This window comes from Janthinobacterium sp. C22 (assembly GCF_057919405.1).
This window is the reverse complement of record NZ_CP193659.1, coordinates 1,297,008-1,313,429: the sequence shown is the minus strand read 5'-3', so window position 1 is coordinate 1,313,429 and position 16,422 is coordinate 1,297,008. Positions and strand designations below refer to the sequence as shown.

Genomic DNA, 16,422 nt, shown 5'->3' with positions numbered 1-16,422 from the left:
GTCAACTACGGTCAAAAATCAGTACGGCGCATCGCCTTCGATGGTCGTGCGGTAGAGTTTGCGGCGCTGCTCGGGCGGACACCCCGTCGCCAGATGCATCAGCGAGCGGTTGTCCCAGAACACCAGGTCGTGCGGCTGCCAGCGGTGCACATATAAATGCTCGGGGCGCACGCTGTGGGCGAACAGTTCGTCGAGCAGGGCGCGGCTTTCATCGGCGGGCAAGCCGACGATGCGCGTGGTGAAATGTTCGCTGACGAACAGGGCACGGCGTCCCGTTTCCGGGTGCACGCGCACGACGGGGTGGGTCACGGGTTTGACTTCATCGATCTGCGCCTGCGTCAGCGCGGGGCGCCACGGGTTGCGCCGGCGCAACTCCTCATACTGGTTCAGGTAGCTGTGCTCGGCGCGGGCGCCGCGCACGGCATGGCGCAGCGCGGCCGGCAAGCTTTCCCACGCCAGGTGCATGTTGGCAAATACGGTATCGCCGCCCTCGTCCGGCAATTCCTGCGCGTGCAGCATGGAGCCGAGGCTGGGCACTTCCTTGTACGACAGGTCGGAATGCCAGAAATGGCCCGCGTCACCCAGGCCGATGGGCTGACCATCTTCGACGATGTTCGAGATGATCAGCACCTCCGGCTGCGTGGGCAGCTGGAACTGGCGCAGCACGTGGATTTGCAGGGGCCGAAGCGGCGGCTGAAATCGACTTGCTGCTGCGGCGTGATGCGCTGGTCGCGGAACACCAGCACGTGATGGTCGAGGTGGGCGTGGTGCAGGCGCTGGAAGTCGCCCAGCGACAACGGCTGCGCCAGGTCCAGCCCCAGCACTTGCGCGCCGAGCGGCGCGTCGAACGTTTCGATACGGAACTGGCTGGAAGAAAACGCGGGTTTCAGGACGGCCGACATGGGAACTCGACTAGAGTCTGGGGAAGTCCACTGTATGCCTGCGCATCGATCCTGCAAACGAAGCATTTCTGCTATGGATATGCGCGCCGCGTTGCGCCATGCTGCAACAGACGCTGTCACGCAATGGCACAGCGGCACCGGCTTTGCCCGGAAAGGGAGCTAGCACGCAACTTGCTTGTCTGCCAATCTTCAACCATCGACCAGGAAAACCATGCGCACCTACGCCCTGATGCTCGCCGTTCTGTTCGCTGTTCCCATCCACGCCCAGGATAGCCAGGATGAAGGCGATCTCAGCTACAAAGCCTATGTGCACAGCGACAAGCGCATCAAGTGTTTATACGGCTATGCGGCCGACAAGACGGGTGACCATGCGGCAGCCGTCGCCATCTTTGAAGACTGCATCCGGCGCTGGAACGATGTGTATTCGATGATTTGGCTGGCCCAGCTGTATGAAACGGGCATCGGCGTCCCCAGGGACCTGGCGCAGGCGACGGCGCTGATGCGGCGCGGCGCCCATACGAATGATGACGCCGCCTATGCGCGGCTGGCGCGCTACCACTATGGCGTGGCGCTGGCCGAAGGCCGCGGCACGCCCCGGGATCTTCCCCAGGCCAAGACCTGGCTGCGCCAGGCGGCACAGGAAGGCGTGCGGGAGGCGGCCGACTACCTGGACCGCCTGGAAGGCACCGCGCCGTAAGCGCCGTGCCGGCGTGGCTTACGCCGTTGCTTCGTAGCGGGCCAGGCGGGTCGCCATGCGTGGCGCCAGCTCGTGGCCGGCAGCGACCGTCACTTCGAGGTCGTTCAGCAAGCCATCCTTCAAGCCGTAAACCCAGCCGTGGACGCTGAGTTCCTGGCCCCGTTCCCACGCATCTTGCACGACGGTGGTCTGGCACACGTTCAACACCTGCTCGACCACGTTCAGTTCGCACAGGCGATCGCCGCGCTGGCGGCTCGTCAGCACGTCGCCCAGGTAGCGCTCGTGCTTCTGGCCCACGTCCTGCACGTGGCGCAGCCAGTTGTCGACCAGGCCGATGCGCGTGCCCGTCATGGCCGCATGCACGCCCTTGCAGCCGTAATGGCCGACGATGATGACATGTTTGACTTTCAGCACGTCCACGGCAAATTGCAGGACGGACAGGCAATTGAGGTCGGAATGCACGACCACGTTGGCAATATTACGGTGCACAAACACATCGCCAGGCGCCATGCCCAGCAATTCGTTGGCGGGCACACGGCTGTCGGAACAGCCGATCCACAGGTATTCGGGCGAGGTTTGCGCTTCCAGGTTCTTGAAGAAGTTCGGGTCCTTCGCCACCATCGAGTCGGCCCAGCGGCGGTTACGCTGCAGCAGTTCCGCCAGGGCCGGGCCATTTTTCTGTTCGGTCATATCGCTCCCATTGTGTGCGTACGACTGAATTGGCCGCAGATCGCGCCCATAGGCCGGCGATGCGCGCACATTTTTCAGTCGTGATGAAAAAAACGCCGGGATGTTTCAGCATCCCGGCGCATGGTATTACGTGTGCTTACTCAAAAAATCCTTGACCTTGTCTTTCCAGGTCTTGCTTTGCGGACTGTGCTTGGCACCGCCCTCGGTCGTCGACTTTTCAAAGTCGCGCAGCAGGTCTTTCTGTTTTTCCGTCAGTTTGACGGGCGTTTCGATGGCCACGTGGCAGAACAGGTCGCCCGCGTAACCGGAACGCACGCCCTTGATGCCCTTGCCTTTCAGGCGGAAGGTCTTGCCCGACTGGGTGCCTTCCGGGATCGTGAACGACACCTTGCCGTTCAGGGTAGGCACTTCGATTTCGCCGCCCAAAGCCGCCTTGGTGAACGAGATCGGCATTTCGCAATGCAGGTCGTCGCCTTCGCGCTGGAACACGGCGTGCGGCTTGATGTGGATTTCCACATACAGGTCGCCCGACGGGCCGCCATTCGTGCCCGGTTCGCCGTTGCCGGACGAACGGATACGCATGCCGTTGTCGATACCGACTGGAATCTTGACTTCCAGCGTCTTGTTGCGCTTGATGCGACCGGCGCCGCCGCATGGCGTGCAGGGGTCGGTGATGACCTTGCCGCTGCCATGGCATTTCGGGCAGGTTTGCTGGATGCTGAAGAAGCCCTGCTGCATGCGCACCTGGCCGTGACCGCCGCAGGTACCGCAAGTGGTCGGCGACGTACCCGGCTTGGCGCCGCTGCCATGGCAAGTGTCGCACTTGTCCCAGCTCGGCACGCGAATAGTCGTGTCGAAGCCGTGAGCAGCTTGCTCCAGTGTAATTTCCAGGTTGTAGCGCAAGTCGGCGCCACGGTACACCTGTGGCCCCGCATTGCGGCTGCGTCCACCGCCACCGCCAAAGATGTCGCCGAAGATATCGCCGAAGCTGTCGGCAAAGCCGCCCGCACCGCCGCCGAAGCCGCCACCGCCGCCCATGTTCGGGTCCACGCCGGCGTGACCATAACGGTCATACGCTTCGCGCTTTTCCGGATTGGTCAGCATCTCGTAGGCTTCTTTGACTTCCTTAAACTTTTCTTCCGATTCCTTGCTATCCGGATTGCGGTCCGGATGGTATTTCATCGCCAGTTTACGGTAAGACTTCTTGATCTCTTCTTCCGAAGCATTTTTTGCGACACCGAGTGTCTCGTAAAAATCACGCTTTGCCATGTTGTCGGCACCTTGCAGTCTATCTACTGATGTAAAAATTACACGAAAAAGCCGAGTCGAGTGCTGCGCTAGGCGCAGCGACTCGGCTCGGCCGGTCTTCGCGGCTAATCCCGCGATGTAGCGTTCAGCCCGGCTGCCCCCAGTTCATGGGAGCGCAAGACAATTACTTGCTGTCTTTGACTTCCTTGAAGTCAGCGTCGACAACGTCGTCCTGCTTGGCGCCTGCGTCCGATGCGCCAGCAGCTTGCTGTGCACCTTCCGCGCCGCCGGCAGCTTGCTGCGCTTGCATGTCGGCATACATTTTTTCGCCCAGTTTCTGCGATGCGCTCGACAGTGCTTCCACCTTGGCGTCGATCTCAGCCTTGTCGCCCGCCTTGATGCTTGCTTCCAGGTCGGTGATCGCCGCTTCGATCTTCTCTTTCTCGCCCGCGTCCAGCTTGTCGCCGTATTCGGTCAAGGATTTCCGGGTCGAGTGTACCAGAGCATCGGCCTGGTTGCGCGACTCGGCCAATTCTTTGACCTTCTTGTCTTCTTCCGCGTTCAGCTCGGCGTCTTTCACCATCTTCTGGATTTCAGCCTCGGTCAAGCCGGAATTGGCCTTGATCGTGATCTTGTTTTCCTTGCCGGTGGCCTTGTCTTTCGCGCCGACATGCAAAATGCCGTTGGCGTCGATGTCGAAGGTCACTTCGATCTGCGGCGTGCCGCGCGATGCTGGCGGGATGCCTTCCAGATTGAACTCGCCCAGACCCTTGTTGCCGGCGGCGATTTCGCGCTCACCCTGGAAGACCTTGATGGTCACCGCAGGCTGGTTGTCGTCGGCCGTCGAGAACACTTGGCTGAACTTGGTCGGAATCGTCGTATTTTTGTGAATCATCTTGGTCATCACGCCGCCCAGGGTTTCGATACCCAGGGACAGAGGGGTGACGTCCAGCAACAGCAAGTCCTTGCGTTCGCCCGACAGGACCGAACCCTGGATCGCTGCGCCCACGGCGACGGCTTCGTCCGGGTTCACGTCCTTGCGTGGATCCTTGCCGAAGAATTCCTTCACTTTTTCCTGCACCTTCGGCATACGCGTCATACCGCCGACCAGGATGATGTCATCGATGTCCGACACTTTCACGCCAGCATCTTTGATGGCGGTGCGGCATGGTTCCATCGTGGCCGTGATCAGCTCTTCCACCAGCGATTCCAGCTTGGCGCGGGTCATCTTCAGGTTCAAGTGGACCGGTGCGCCGTTCGCCATGGCGATGTACGGCTCGTTGATCTCGGTTTGCTGCGACGACGACAATTCGATCTTCGCGCGCTCGGCCGAAGCCTTGATGCGCTGCAGGGCGATCGGATCTTTTTTCAGGTCGATGCCGTTGATCTTCTTGAACTCGTCGATGATGTAATCGATGACGCGCTGGTCGAAGTCTTCGCCGCCCAGGAAGGTGTCGCCGTTGGTCGACAGCACTTCGAATTGTTTCTCGCCATCAACATCCGCGATTTCGATGATCGACACGTCGAACGTACCGCCACCCAGGTCATACACGGCGATTTTACGGTCGCCTTTTTCGGTCTTGTCCAGGCCGAACGCCAGCGCTGCCGCGGTTGGCTCGTTGATGATGCGCTTGACGTCCAGGCCAGCGATACGGCCGGCATCCTTGGTGGCTTGACGCTGCGAGTCGTTGAAGTACGCAGGCACGGTGATGACGGCTTCGGTGACTTCTTCACCGAGGTAGTCTTCTGCCGTTTTCTTCATCTTGCGCAGGACTTCAGCCGAAATTTGCGGCGGTGCCAGTTTTTTGTCGCGTACGCCGATCCATGCATCGCCGTTGTCGGCTTTCATGATTTGGTACGGCATCAGCGCGATGTCTTTTTGGACTTCTTTTTCGTCGAACTTGCGACCGATCAGACGCTTGACTGCGTACAGCGTGTTTTTCGGATTGGTCACGGCCTGGCGTTTCGCTGGCGCGCCGACGAGAATTTCGCCATCTTCTTGATAAGCAATAATCGACGGCGTCGTGCGTGCGCCTTCAGCGTTTTCGATTACCTTTGGTTGACCGTTTTCCATGATGGAAACGCAGGAATTCGTGGTTCCCAGATCGATACCGATAATTCTACCCATGATTTTTTCCTTTTATTTGCTAGATTTCAGATGGTTCTTATATGTGGCAAAGCGGCATGGTTTCAAGGCTTGCTTGATGCCGCCCTCTGATTATTTTGCTTGCGCGGTCGTGACAATGGCTGGACGCAGCAGGCGGTCCGCAATCATATAGCCCTTTTGCAGGACGGATACAATGGTATTGGCTTCCTGCTCCGCTGGCACCACGGCAACGGCCTGGTGTTTCATCGGATCGAGCTTTTCGCCCTGCACTGGCAAGACTTCCACCAGGCGGTTGCGCTCGAACGCTGCGTTCAATTGCTTCAGGGTCATCTCGACGCCTTCTTTCAGCGAGTCGATGGTCGGTGCTTCCACCGTCAGCGCCGTTTCCAGACTGTCTTTCACCGGCACCATGGCTTCGGCAAAGCTTTCCACTGCGAATTTATGCGCTTTAGCAACATCTTCCTGCGCACGGCGGCGAATATTTTCGCCATCGGCCTTGGCGCGCATGAAGGCATCGTGCATCTCTGCAAGACGCGCTTCGGTACTCGCCAGCTGCTCTTCCAAAGTAGGCTCTGCGGGAGTCGATGGGGCAGTCGCCGCGGCGTCCGCTTGCGGATTAGGTACAGCTTGGTTTTCCTGATCTTGCATCTAGAAAGCTCCTACAATCAATGACTTAAATGAGTTAGTCTAACTATCTTTACAACACTAACGGGCAGATGGGGCTATATCCTATTGTTTCAAGGGGTATGCATGCAAAACCAGAATTGCATCGATCCATGTTACAGCTTATTACAAAGCGCTTCCCATTTCGGCCAGCGATCCGTGCGCGCCCCCTTGATTTTCCAGGCTTCCCCGGCAAAGCGGGCATTCTACCAGTCCCGCCACAGCCATCGCCACTGGCGGCGTTGCTATCTGGATAGTACTTTTGTCGCACCACACATGACAAAGCCGCGCAAGCGCGGCTTTTGATTATAAAAAAATCAATTATCTTTAATTCGTCGCGCCCAGTGCCAAGGCCGCCGCGCGCGCCTGCTCGCCCGCCCTCTTGTCCGCGTCGCGCTGCGGCGCCGTCTTCATCGTCGGCCAGCCGATCATATGTTGTTCCGCAATTTCCGCCATGCCCGCGATCCAGGCCGGCGTTTCGTTCAGGCAAGCGATATAGTGAAATTGCTGGCCGCCGGCCGTCTCGAAATCATGCTTCGCTTCCATGGCGATCTCTTCCAGCGTTTCCAGGCAGTCGCTGGTAAAGCCCGGACACAGCAGGTCGACGCGCTTGACGCCCTGCTGCGCCAGCACCACCAGGGTCGGTGCCGTGTACGGCTGCAGCCATTCGGCCTTGCCGAAGCGCGACTGGAAGGTCACCACGTATTGCTCTTTAGTTAACTTCAACTTTTCCGCCAGCAGACGCGCCGTTTTCAGGCATTGGCAGTGGTAAGGATCACCGAGCAGCAAAGTACGCTTGGGCACGCCATGAAAACTCATCACCAGCTTTTCCGGACGGCCATGCGCTTCCCAGTGGTTCAGCACGGAATCGCGCAAGGCGTCGATGTACGTGTCGTGCTCGTGATATTGCTTGATAAAACGCAATTCCGGCACATTGCGCACCGTGGCGTAATGGGCGAATACGGCGTCGTAGATGGACCCCGTCGTCGTGCCCGAGTATTGCGGATAGGCCGGCAGGATGGCGATGCGCTCGCAGCCTTCACTTTTCAGCCGGGCCAGCACCTCGGGCAAGGAAGGCGAACCGTAGCGCATGGCCATGGCCACGGTCACACCGTCATGGCCACGCTCGGCCAGGGCGCCTGCCAGCAGTTTCGCCTGCTTTTGCGTATGCACTTTCAGGGGCGAGCCCTCGCGCGTCCAGATCGACGCGTATTTCTTGGCCGATTGGCCCGAGCGGAACGGCAGGATGATCAGGTTCAGGATGAACCACCAGACGATGCGGGGTATCTCCACCACGCGCGGGTCCGACAGGAATTGCTTCAAGTAGCGCCGCACGGCCGACGAGGTCGGCGCATCGGGCGTGCCCAGGTTGACCAGCACCACGGCGCTGCGGTCGATGCTGCCATGCGTGTACGGCGGTTCTGTTTGAAATGACATGAAGGCTCTTCGAAGGCGTTGGATGGATTAACCGACCATTATAGTTACATTGCGTCAACATCGGGAGTACTGCCAGACGATGGCAGCATGCCTGTCACGTCCCAGGTCAAATCGCGAGCAATTCGCGCGCATGCTTGCGCGTGGTGGCCGTGATTTCCAGGCCGCCCAGCATGCGCGCCACTTCTTCCACGCGGGCCTTGGCGTCGAGCATGTCGATGCGCGACGCCGTCTTGCCATTGTCCAGGGTGCTTTTAGCCACCTGGAAATGCTGATTCGCCTGGCTGGCCACCTGCGGCAAGTGGGTCACGCACAGCACTTGCCGTCCCTGCCCCAGGCGTTTCAGCAAGCGCCCCACGACTTCCGCGACGGCGCCGCCGATGCCGCTGTCGACCTCGTCGAAGATCAGGGTCGGCGTGGTGGTGGCGTGCGAGGTGATGACGGAAATGGCCAGCGCGATACGCGCCAGTTCGCCGCCGGAGGCCACCTTGGCCAGCGAACGTGGCGCCGTGCCCGCATGGCCGGCGACGAGGAACTCGACTTGCTCGAGGCCGTGGGCGGCCGGATCGCACGGGTGCAGCGCGATTTCAAAGCTGCCGCCCGTCATGCTCAGTTCCTGCATGGCGCGCGTGACGGCTTGCCCCAGTTCCAGGGCGGCGGCGCGGCGCGTGGCGGACAGGCGCTCGGCGACGGCGCGGTACTCGGCCTCGATCTTCGCTTCCTGGCGCAGCAAACCTTCGATATCGGAAGCGTCGGCCAGTTGCTGCAGCTTTTCCGACAGTTTAGAATGTTCCTCAGGCAACTCTTCGGGCGTGACGCGGAATTTGCGGGCCGTGCTGTGCATGGCTTCCATGCGGGCATCGAGCTGGTGCAGGCGCTCCGGGTCCAGCTCCACCCGGTCCAGGTAATTGTTCAACGCATACACGGATTCCTGCAGCTGGATGCGCGACGATTCGATCAGGTCGACGATCGGCTGCAATTCCGCATCGACGGACACCAGCTTGCCCAGCTTCTGGTTCAGGGCCGACAGTTGCGACACGATCGGATGATCTTCCTGTTCGGAAATGATCGCCAGGGCTTCCTGCGCCCCTTCGAGCAGGCTGGCCGCGTGCGACAGGCGGCTGTGCTCGTTCGTGATCTCCGTCCATTCGCCGGGCTTGGCGGCCAGCTTTTCCAGTTCGCCCACTTGCCATTCCAGGCGTTCGCGCTCGTACAGCACGTTGGCGGCATTCGTTTCGAATTCCTCGCGCTGGCGCACGAGGGCGCGCCAGCGCTTGTGCAACGCCGCCACTTGCCGCGCATCCTGCTCCGCGCCCGCTTCGCGCGCCGTCGCCTGGCCGTCGAGCAAGGCGCGCTGCGCCTCGCTTTTCAGCAAGGACTGGTGCGCGTGCTGGCCGTGGATGTCGACCAGCATGTCGCCCAGTTCGCGCAGCTGCGCGGCCGTGGCGGGGATGCCGTTGATATACGCCTTCGAGCGGCCCGCATTGTCGATCACGCGGCGCAGCAGGGCGCCGCCATCGTCGTTGGCGAATTCATTGGCCACCAGCCAGGCCTGCGCCACCTCGCTGACGGAGAAATCGGCCGTGATGTCGGCCTTGGCCGCGCCTTCGCGCACCACGCTGGCGTCGCCGCGCCCGCCCAGCGCCAAGGTCAGCGCATCGATGAGGATGGACTTGCCGGCGCCCGTCTCGCCCGTCAGCACGCTGAAGCCGGCGGAAAATTCCAGTTCAATGGTATCGACAATGACAAAATCGCGGATGGACAGTGTATGGAGCATGGCTTCTGTGGTTAGGCGGCGCACCGCGGGTTGAGGTGGAGAAACTATTAGCTGAGCTTGCCCTCGCCCGACGGGTACTCATTCCAGTGCAGTTTTTCACGCAGGGTGTTGTAGTAGCTCCACCCTTCCGGATGCAGGAAGGTAATCGTATGGGGTGATCGGCGGATCAGGATGCGGTCTTGCTGCACCAGGCTGGCAAAGGTCTGCATGTCGAAATTGACGCTGATATCGCGCCCGCGCACGATTTCCACGACGATCTGACTGGAATCGGGCAAGACGATGGGGCGGTTCGACAGCGCATGCGGGGCGATCGGCACGAGCACGATGCCGCCCAGGGTCGGATGCAGCAGCGGGCCGCCGGCCGACAGCGAATACGCGGTCGAGCCCGTGGGCGTGGAAATGATCAAGCCATCCGAACGCTGGTTGTACATGAAGTGACCGTCGACCTCGACGCGCAATTCGGCCATGCCGGCGCCGCCGCCGCGCGAGACGACGACGTCGTTGACGGCCATGCCCACGTGGATCGATACGCCATCGCGCAGCACGCTGCCTTCGAGCAAGGTGCGGCGTTCGGCCTTGAAGCGGCCGCCCAAAATTTGCGCCAGCACGGGCAGCATACGCTCGAGCGGGATATCCGTCATGAAGCCCAGACGCCCCTGATTGATACCGATCAAAGGGACGTCGAATGGCGCCAGCTGGCGCGCAATGCCGAGCATGGTGCCGTCGCCGCCCATGACGATGGCGCAATCGGCGGCGGCGCCGATCTCGGCCGCCGACATGGCGCGCACGCCGGGAAACGCCAGGTTCAGGTGCGCGGCCGTCTCCGCCTCGAAGACCACCGTGTGACCCAGCACTTGCAGGAAATCGACGATGCTTTTCACGGGCTCGGCAATGCCATCCGTATTCTGGCGCACGACCAGGGCGATGGTCTTGGCGCCCAGGTTGAAGCGCTCGCCCGGGGCTGGCAAGGTCGCGGCTGGCTGTTCGGCTCGCTGGTCGGCGTAGTTATCGACGGGCATAAAAATCTCGGTAGTGAATTCGGTGGCAAACCGCCCCTGGCTGTCGCGTCGCACGCCGGCATCGCATGATACTGTATATATGCACAGTATAGTGCGGCTGTCGTGTGCCCGCAAGGGGCGTTCCTGGTGTTGCACGCAGTGTAGCGCAGAAAAAGAATCGTCCATGCGTGCGCCAGCGCTCCCTGCATGGACAAATCCGCTTGCATGCGCCCTGGTGCGGCAGGAAACTGATTTCACGTCAATTTTTCTGTCAGGAGGCCATATGGTTAGCCAGCATAGCGAACGCAAGATCAATACCGATGAAAAGGTGAAAAATGACGGCGTCGACCGCCTGCCGCATGAGCGCGACGAATCGCCCGACGCGCAGAACGTGCGTCCGCGCAAGATCATGCAACAGGCGGCCAGCGACCTGGAACAAGGCCTGGTCGACACGGACCGCCACGCGCAACCGGGCGTGGAAAAGGTCAAGCCCGCCGCGCCGCAGCAAGCCCGTCCCGACGCGCAACTGGAACCAAAGAAGGCGCGCTGACTCCAACTCTCACGCTGCGATTGTTTTCGGAGTACGCCATGCACCGTTACGTCCGTTCCTTCCTGCTGGCCGCTGTCTGCGGCGCCAATCTCGCCCATGCCCAGGCGCCCGCCATGCCCGTGGGCTTCGGCCCGCAGCCCGTGCTGCCTGCGCCGGACAAGCAGCTGATTCCCACCGTGAACGTGGCGCCCGTGCAGCGCTGGACGGCCGGGCAGCGCCCCGCTGTCGCGGCGGGCCTGGCCATCCAGGCATATGCGCGCGACCTCGACCATCCGCGCTGGCTGTACGTCTTGCCGAATGGCGACGTACTCGTGGCGGAAACGAACGCCCCGCCGAAACCGGAAGATGGCAAGGGCATCAAGGGCGCCATCATGCAGATGCAGATGAAAAAGGCGGGTGCGGCCACGCCCAGCGCCAACCGCATCACCCTGCTGCGCGGCGTCGATGCGAATGGCGTGGCGCAGACGCGCAGCGTGTTCCTGCAGGGACTTAATTCGCCATTCGGCATGGCCCTGGTCAGCAACGAGCTATACATCGCCAATGCCGACGCCTTGATGCGCTTTCCCTACATCACCGGGCAAACGGCGATCACGGCGCCGGGCATCAAGGTGCTGGATTTACCGGGCGGCCCCATCAATCACCACTGGACCAAGAACGTCGTCGCCAGTCCCGACGGCAAATTTCTCTATGTTGCCGTCGGCTCGAACAGCAACGTGGGCGAAAACGGCATGGCGGCCGAAGATGGCCGCGCCGCCATCTGGCAATTCACGCGGGCCACGGGCAAGGCCCGCGTGTATGCGACGGGCTTGCGCAATCCCGTGGGCCTGGCCTGGCAGCCCAGGACGGGCGCGCTGTGGACGGCCGTCAATGAGCGCGACGAGCTGGGCAACGACCTGGTGCCCGACTACATGACGTCCGTCAAGGACGGCGCCTTTATGGCTGGCCCTACAGTTATTTCGGCCAGCACGTCGATGCGCGGGTCACGCCGCCCCGTCCCGAACTGGTCGCCACGGCGCTTACACCCGACTACGCGCTGGGCGCGCACACGGCCTCGCTGGGACTGGCGTTTTATGACGCCGCCCTGCTGCCCGAACGCTACCGGAGCGGCGCCTTCATCGGCCAGCACGGCTCGTGGAACCGCAAGCCCTTCAGCGGCTATAAAGTCATCTATGTGCCCTTCGCCAATGGCGTGCCCAGCGGTCCTCCGCAGGACGTCGTCGCCGGCTTCCTCGACAAGGCTGGCCATGCGCATGGGCGCCCCGTCGGCGTGGCCGTCGACAAGGCGGGCGCGCTGCTGGTGGCGGACGACGTGGGCAATGTCATCTGGCGCGTCACGCCGGCGCCGTGAATGCATCGACGCCGCGCATGCGCCCCTGTGTGGCGCAACGAACGGAAGCGCCAGGGTGGGGCGCGCATGATGGATGCTCGAACCACGCAAGGAGTACATCATGAAAAAAACAGGATCAGCCGTCTGGAGTGGCGGCCTTAAGGATGGCAAAGGGTTTATTTCCACCCAAAGCGGCGCGCTCGACAATGTGGCTTATGGTTTCAATACGCGCTTCGAAGACGGTCCCGGCAGCAATCCGGAAGAACTGATCGGCGCTGCCCACGCGGCCTGCTTCACCATGGCCCTGTCCGGCCAACTGGGCGAGGCGGGCTTGCGCGCCACCGCCCTGAAAACCACGGCCGATGTCAGCCTGGAAAAGATCGATGGCAGCTATGCCATCACGGCCGTACACCTGACCCTGGTGGCCACCATTCCCGGCGCCACCGACGAAGCGTTCCAGGATGCGGCCCTGCGCGCCAAGCTCGGCTGCCCCGTATCGAAGCTGCTGGCCACGGAAATCACGCTGGACGCTCATCTGGAGTAAATCCGGAGGCACTAACCTCACCGTCCGCGTCTGTCCTGCCACCAGGGCAGCCGGGGCGGTCTCGGCAAGAAAGCCGCAAAACGCATAGAATCCTGCCATTCCCCTATTCATATCAAGGATTTACGATGCGTATTTTGCACACCATGTTGCGGGTCGGCGACCTGCAGCGCTCCATCGATTTTTACACGAACGTCCTGGGCATGAAGCTGCTGCGCACCAGCGACAATCCTGAATATCAGTACACCCTGGCCTTCGTCGGCTATGGCGCGAACCCGGACCATGCGGAACTGGAGCTGACGTATAACTATGGCACCACCAGCTACGAGCTGGGCACGGCGTACGGCCACATCGCCATCTCGGCCGACGACATCGTCGCCGCCTGCGACGCGGCACGCGCGAATGGCGGCAACGTCACGCGCGAACCGGGTCCCGTGAAAGGCGGCAACACGGTCATCGCCTTCATCACCGATCCGGACGGCTACAAGATCGAATTGATCGAACGCAAGTTCGACGGCCAGGGCGGCGGCCTGTAATTCCTCAGCCTGGCTGCGCGGCCGTTGCAATGGCCGCGCGCAGCCAGGCGATGCCCGCATCGCCGTCCGTGCGGCGGTGCCGTATCGCTTCAAACGCAAACGGTGCGATGGCAAACGGCGCGGAGCACAGCGTCAGCCCTTGCGCGGCGCTGCCCTGCACGGCGCGCCGCGCCACCGTCAGGATCAAATCCGTCCCCATCACCACCTCCGGTGCGACCGTCCAGTACGGCACGCGTACGGCGATGCGGCGCGCCTGGCCCAGTTGCGCCAGCGCCGCATCGACTTCGGCCGCCATGCCGCCTTCGCCGGATGCCACCAGCACGTGGGGGCGCGCCAGATAGGTCTGCAAGCTCAAGGACTCGCCCGGCGCCAGGCTGGCCGGATCGAGCGCGCACACGAACGTTTCCTCGAATAAGGTTTCCCTGTGCAACTGCTCAGGCAGTTGCGGGAACACGCCCAGCGCCAGGTCGATATCGCCATCCTGCACGCCAGCCACCACGGCTTGGCGGCTGGCATAGCTGACGGCCACGTCGATGCCGGGCGCTTCCACGCGCAAACGCCGCAGCAAAGCGGGCAAGATCAGCGCCGCGCCGTAATCCGACATGGCCAGGCGAAACACGCGCTGCGCCGTGGCCGCCTCGAAGACGGCGCCGCCCAGCACCGAGCGCACGCTCTGCAAGGCTTCAGCCAGGGGCCGCGCCAGCGCCAGGGCGCGCGCCGTCGGCTGGAAACCGCCCTTGCCGCGCAGCAGCAGCGGATCATCGAGCAGATGGCGCAGGCGCGCCAGCGCATGGCTGACGGCAGGCTGGCTCATGTGCAGGCGTTCGGCCGCGCGCGACAAATGGCGCTCGCTCAGCAGCGCGTCCAGGATCACCAGCAAGTTCAAATCGACGGCCCGCAAATTATTCATTTGGTGCATAGTTTAATGACAAAATACGAATTGGATTTAATCATGACAGCATAATACGATGATGCCATCAACTCAACACGCAGGGAGTCGCACATGCACGGATGGATCACCTTGTTTGCCCCGCTGGCCATGCTGGCCGGCGCCGTCGTCCCCTTCCAGGCGGGCGCGAATGCGGCGCTGGGCCGCAACCTGGGCCACCCGCTGTGGGCCACGCTCGCCTCGCTGGCCGTCAGCGCCGTGCTTGCTTTACTGGTGATGCTGGCCTGGCGGGTGCCCGCGCCCGATCTCCACCTCGCCATGCGCGGACCGGGCTGGTCCTGGCTCGGCGGCGCGGCCGGCGTGTTTTATATTACGGCCGCGCTGATGCTGGCGCCGCGCATGGGTTCCGGCCCCTTCATGGCGGCCGTCATCGGCGGGCAGATGCTGGCCGCGCTGGCCATCGACCGCTACGGCTTGCTGGGTTTTACCGTGAAGCATATTTCTCCGCTGCACTGGGCCGGCGCTGGCTTGGTGGTGGCTGGTGTCGTGCTGACCCAGTTCGCCAACAGCCGCGCCGCGTGACAAGACCGCCAGACGAAAAAAACCAGCGCCGCTGCCGATGCTGGTTTTCATGTAGAGCAAGAGCGCGCTTACTTGTCGAGCAAGGCATTGACGGGCATCAAGTCCGTTTCCTTCAGGGTGCCGGCCGCCGCCTTCAGGCGCAAGCCGTTCATGATGGTGTCGTAGCGGGCTTTCGACAGGTCTTTTTGCGTCGAGAACAATTGTTTCTGCGCGTTCAAGACGTCGATATTGATGCGCACGCCCACTTGATAGCCGAGCTGGTTCGACTCCAGCGCCGACTTGCTCGACACTTCCGCCGCTTCCAGCGCCTTGACTTGCGCCAGGCCGCTATTGACGCCCAGGAAGGCCTGGCGCGCGCCTTGCGATGCCGCGCGGCGTGCCGTTTCCAGGTCGTTGCGGGCCTTGTTTTCCAGCGCGATCGATTCGCGCACCTTGCTCGTCACGGCAAAGCCGCTGAAGATGGGGATGCTCCACTGCACGCCGATGGCGTTGTTGTTATTGCCGCTGCCATTGCCGCCACCCGAGGTGTAGGTATGGCCCGCGTTGGCGATCAGGTCCAGCGTCGGGTAGTGGCCGGCACGGTTGCGGCCGATGTCGCGCTTGGCCGATTCCACGTTGAACTGGGCCGTGACGACGCTGTAGTTCTGCTCTTCCGCCGAGCTCACCCACGGTTCGATGGCAGCCGGTTCCGGCGCGCTGATGACCACGCCCGCGCGCATCGGCGCCAGCGAGGTCGGCGCTTCGCCGATGATGGTTTGCAGGGCGCTGCGCTTGTTGGCCAGGTCATTGATGGCGGCAAATTCCTGCGCCACCACCAGGTCGTAGGCCGCTTGCGCTTCGTGCGTGTCGGTAATCGTTTGCGTGCCGACTTCGAAGTTGCGCTTGGCCGATGCCAGCTGCTCCGTCGTGGCGACTTTTTGCGCCTGCGTGGCGCCCAGGTTGTCCTGTGCGCTGAGCACGTCGAAATACGCCTGCGCCACGCGCGTGATCAAGTCTTGCTGGACTTGCGCAAATTGCGCTTCAGCAATCGCCTGCGCCAGCTTGCTTTGCTGGTAGGTTTCCCAGCGGTCCCAGCGGAACAGCGGCTGCGCCAGGGTCAGGTTGTAGCTGTTCGTGCGCACGTTCACGGACGGCGAGGTGATCTTGTTGCCGCCCGCGTTCTGCAGAATCTGCTCCTGGTTGCCACGCGTATTGCTGCCCGACGCGGAGATTTGCGGCAGCAAGCCTGCCAGCCCCTGCGGCACCCGCTCCATCCCGGCAGACAGGGCCGCGCGCGCGCTGGCGTACTGCGCGTCATTGGCCAGCGCCTGCTGGTACACCTGGATGAGATCGGCCGCCTGTGCTTGCAGCGAGCATGTCATCGAGACAAAGGCGCTGGTCATCAGCACGGCGATAAGGGGTTTCCGCATTGCATTTCTCCGTTGGAGTCGTCAAAAGTTGATGGAATCAAAAATCGGTTACAGCCTGCCTGGCGGCCGCGC

At 62.2% G+C, this 16,422-nt stretch carries 14 protein-coding genes and 2 pseudogenes; 6 read left to right on the top strand and 10 right to left on the bottom strand.

The features are described from left to right. Window positions 1-18: 18 nt before the first annotated feature. Window positions 19-902, bottom strand: a pseudogene (locus tag ACRHIG_RS06010) (TauD/TfdA dioxygenase family protein). Between the two features lie 211 nt (window positions 903-1,113). Between ACRHIG_RS06010 and ACRHIG_RS06005 the strand changes: the two are divergent. Beyond that, window positions 1,114-1,599, top strand: a complete 486-nt coding sequence (locus ACRHIG_RS06005; protein WP_489629649.1) for a tetratricopeptide repeat protein — start codon at window positions 1,114-1,116, stop codon at window positions 1,597-1,599. Between the two features lie 18 nt (window positions 1,600-1,617). Here the strand turns inward: ACRHIG_RS06005 and can are convergent, their stop codons facing one another. From can to ACRHIG_RS05970, 7 genes are all read right to left on the bottom strand, one after another. Next, the gene (gene can / locus ACRHIG_RS06000; protein ID WP_489629648.1) at window positions 1,618-2,289 is read right to left on the bottom strand and encodes a carbonate dehydratase; all 672 of its coding nucleotides are present in this window, start codon (window positions 2,287-2,289) and stop codon (window positions 1,618-1,620) included. A 126-nt stretch (window positions 2,290-2,415) separates the two neighbouring features. Beyond that, entirely contained in the window at window positions 2,416-3,558 is a 1,143-nt protein-coding gene (gene dnaJ / locus ACRHIG_RS05995; RefSeq protein WP_489629647.1) for a molecular chaperone DnaJ, read from the bottom strand. A gap of 163 nt (window positions 3,559-3,721) precedes the next feature. Further along, a complete protein-coding gene (dnaK, locus tag ACRHIG_RS05990; RefSeq protein ID WP_070290878.1) occupies window positions 3,722-5,665 on the bottom strand; it encodes a molecular chaperone DnaK in 1,944 nt (647 codons plus the stop codon). Window positions 5,666-5,755: 90 nt separating this feature from the next. Further along, window positions 5,756-6,292, bottom strand: coding sequence for a nucleotide exchange factor GrpE (gene grpE, locus ACRHIG_RS05985; protein WP_152250733.1), 537 nt, complete (start codon window positions 6,290-6,292; stop codon window positions 5,756-5,758). 342 nt (window positions 6,293-6,634) lie between these two features. Continuing rightward, the gene (gene hemH / locus ACRHIG_RS05980) at window positions 6,635-7,744 is read right to left on the bottom strand and encodes a ferrochelatase (protein ID WP_489629646.1); all 1,110 of its coding nucleotides are present in this window, start codon (window positions 7,742-7,744) and stop codon (window positions 6,635-6,637) included. Window positions 7,745-7,850: 106 nt separating this feature from the next. Further along, window positions 7,851-9,518: a DNA repair protein RecN gene (gene recN, locus ACRHIG_RS05975; RefSeq protein ID WP_489629645.1), complete on the bottom strand. Its 1,668-nt coding sequence runs from the start codon at window positions 9,516-9,518 to the stop codon at window positions 7,851-7,853. A 47-nt stretch (window positions 9,519-9,565) separates the two neighbouring features. Further along, complete coding sequence (locus tag ACRHIG_RS05970) at window positions 9,566-10,537, bottom strand: NAD kinase (protein WP_230539113.1); 972 nt, start codon at window positions 10,535-10,537, stop codon at window positions 9,566-9,568. Between the two features lie 262 nt (window positions 10,538-10,799). On the opposite strand from ACRHIG_RS05970, the gene ACRHIG_RS05965 reads away from it, so the two are divergent. The 4 genes and pseudogenes from ACRHIG_RS05965 (at window position 10,800) to gloA (ending at window position 13,470) form a co-directional block, all read left to right on the top strand. Continuing rightward, window positions 10,800-11,066 carry a hypothetical protein gene (locus ACRHIG_RS05965; RefSeq protein WP_489629644.1) on the top strand — a complete coding sequence of 89 codons (267 nt, stop codon included), beginning with the start codon at window positions 10,800-10,802 and terminating at the stop codon, window positions 11,064-11,066. Between the two features lie 38 nt (window positions 11,067-11,104). Further along, window positions 11,105-12,414, top strand: a pseudogene (locus tag ACRHIG_RS05960) (PQQ-dependent sugar dehydrogenase). A 100-nt stretch (window positions 12,415-12,514) separates the two neighbouring features. Further along, a complete protein-coding gene (locus tag ACRHIG_RS05955; protein WP_035828320.1) occupies window positions 12,515-12,937 on the top strand; it encodes an OsmC family protein in 423 nt (140 codons plus the stop codon). 125 nt (window positions 12,938-13,062) lie between these two features. After that, a complete protein-coding gene (gene gloA, locus ACRHIG_RS05950) occupies window positions 13,063-13,470 on the top strand; it encodes a lactoylglutathione lyase (protein ID WP_070290874.1) in 408 nt (135 codons plus the stop codon). A gap of 4 nt (window positions 13,471-13,474) precedes the next feature. On the opposite strand, the gene ACRHIG_RS05945 is transcribed toward gloA, so the two are convergent. Then, window positions 13,475-14,380 (bottom strand): LysR substrate-binding domain-containing protein, encoded by a 906-nt coding sequence (locus ACRHIG_RS05945; protein ID WP_489629643.1) that lies wholly within the window; start codon window positions 14,378-14,380, stop codon window positions 13,475-13,477. A 93-nt stretch (window positions 14,381-14,473) separates the two neighbouring features. On the opposite strand from ACRHIG_RS05945, the gene ACRHIG_RS05940 reads away from it, so the two are divergent. Further along, on the top strand, window positions 14,474-14,941 hold the full coding sequence (locus ACRHIG_RS05940; protein ID WP_489629642.1) for a DMT family transporter: 468 nt from the start codon (window positions 14,474-14,476) through the stop codon (window positions 14,939-14,941). Window positions 14,942-15,009: 68 nt separating this feature from the next. Here the strand turns inward: ACRHIG_RS05940 and ACRHIG_RS05935 are convergent, their stop codons facing one another. Beyond that, complete coding sequence (locus ACRHIG_RS05935) at window positions 15,010-16,350, bottom strand: TolC family outer membrane protein (RefSeq protein ID WP_475417536.1); 1,341 nt, start codon at window positions 16,348-16,350, stop codon at window positions 15,010-15,012. Window positions 16,351-16,422 lie beyond the last annotated feature (72 nt).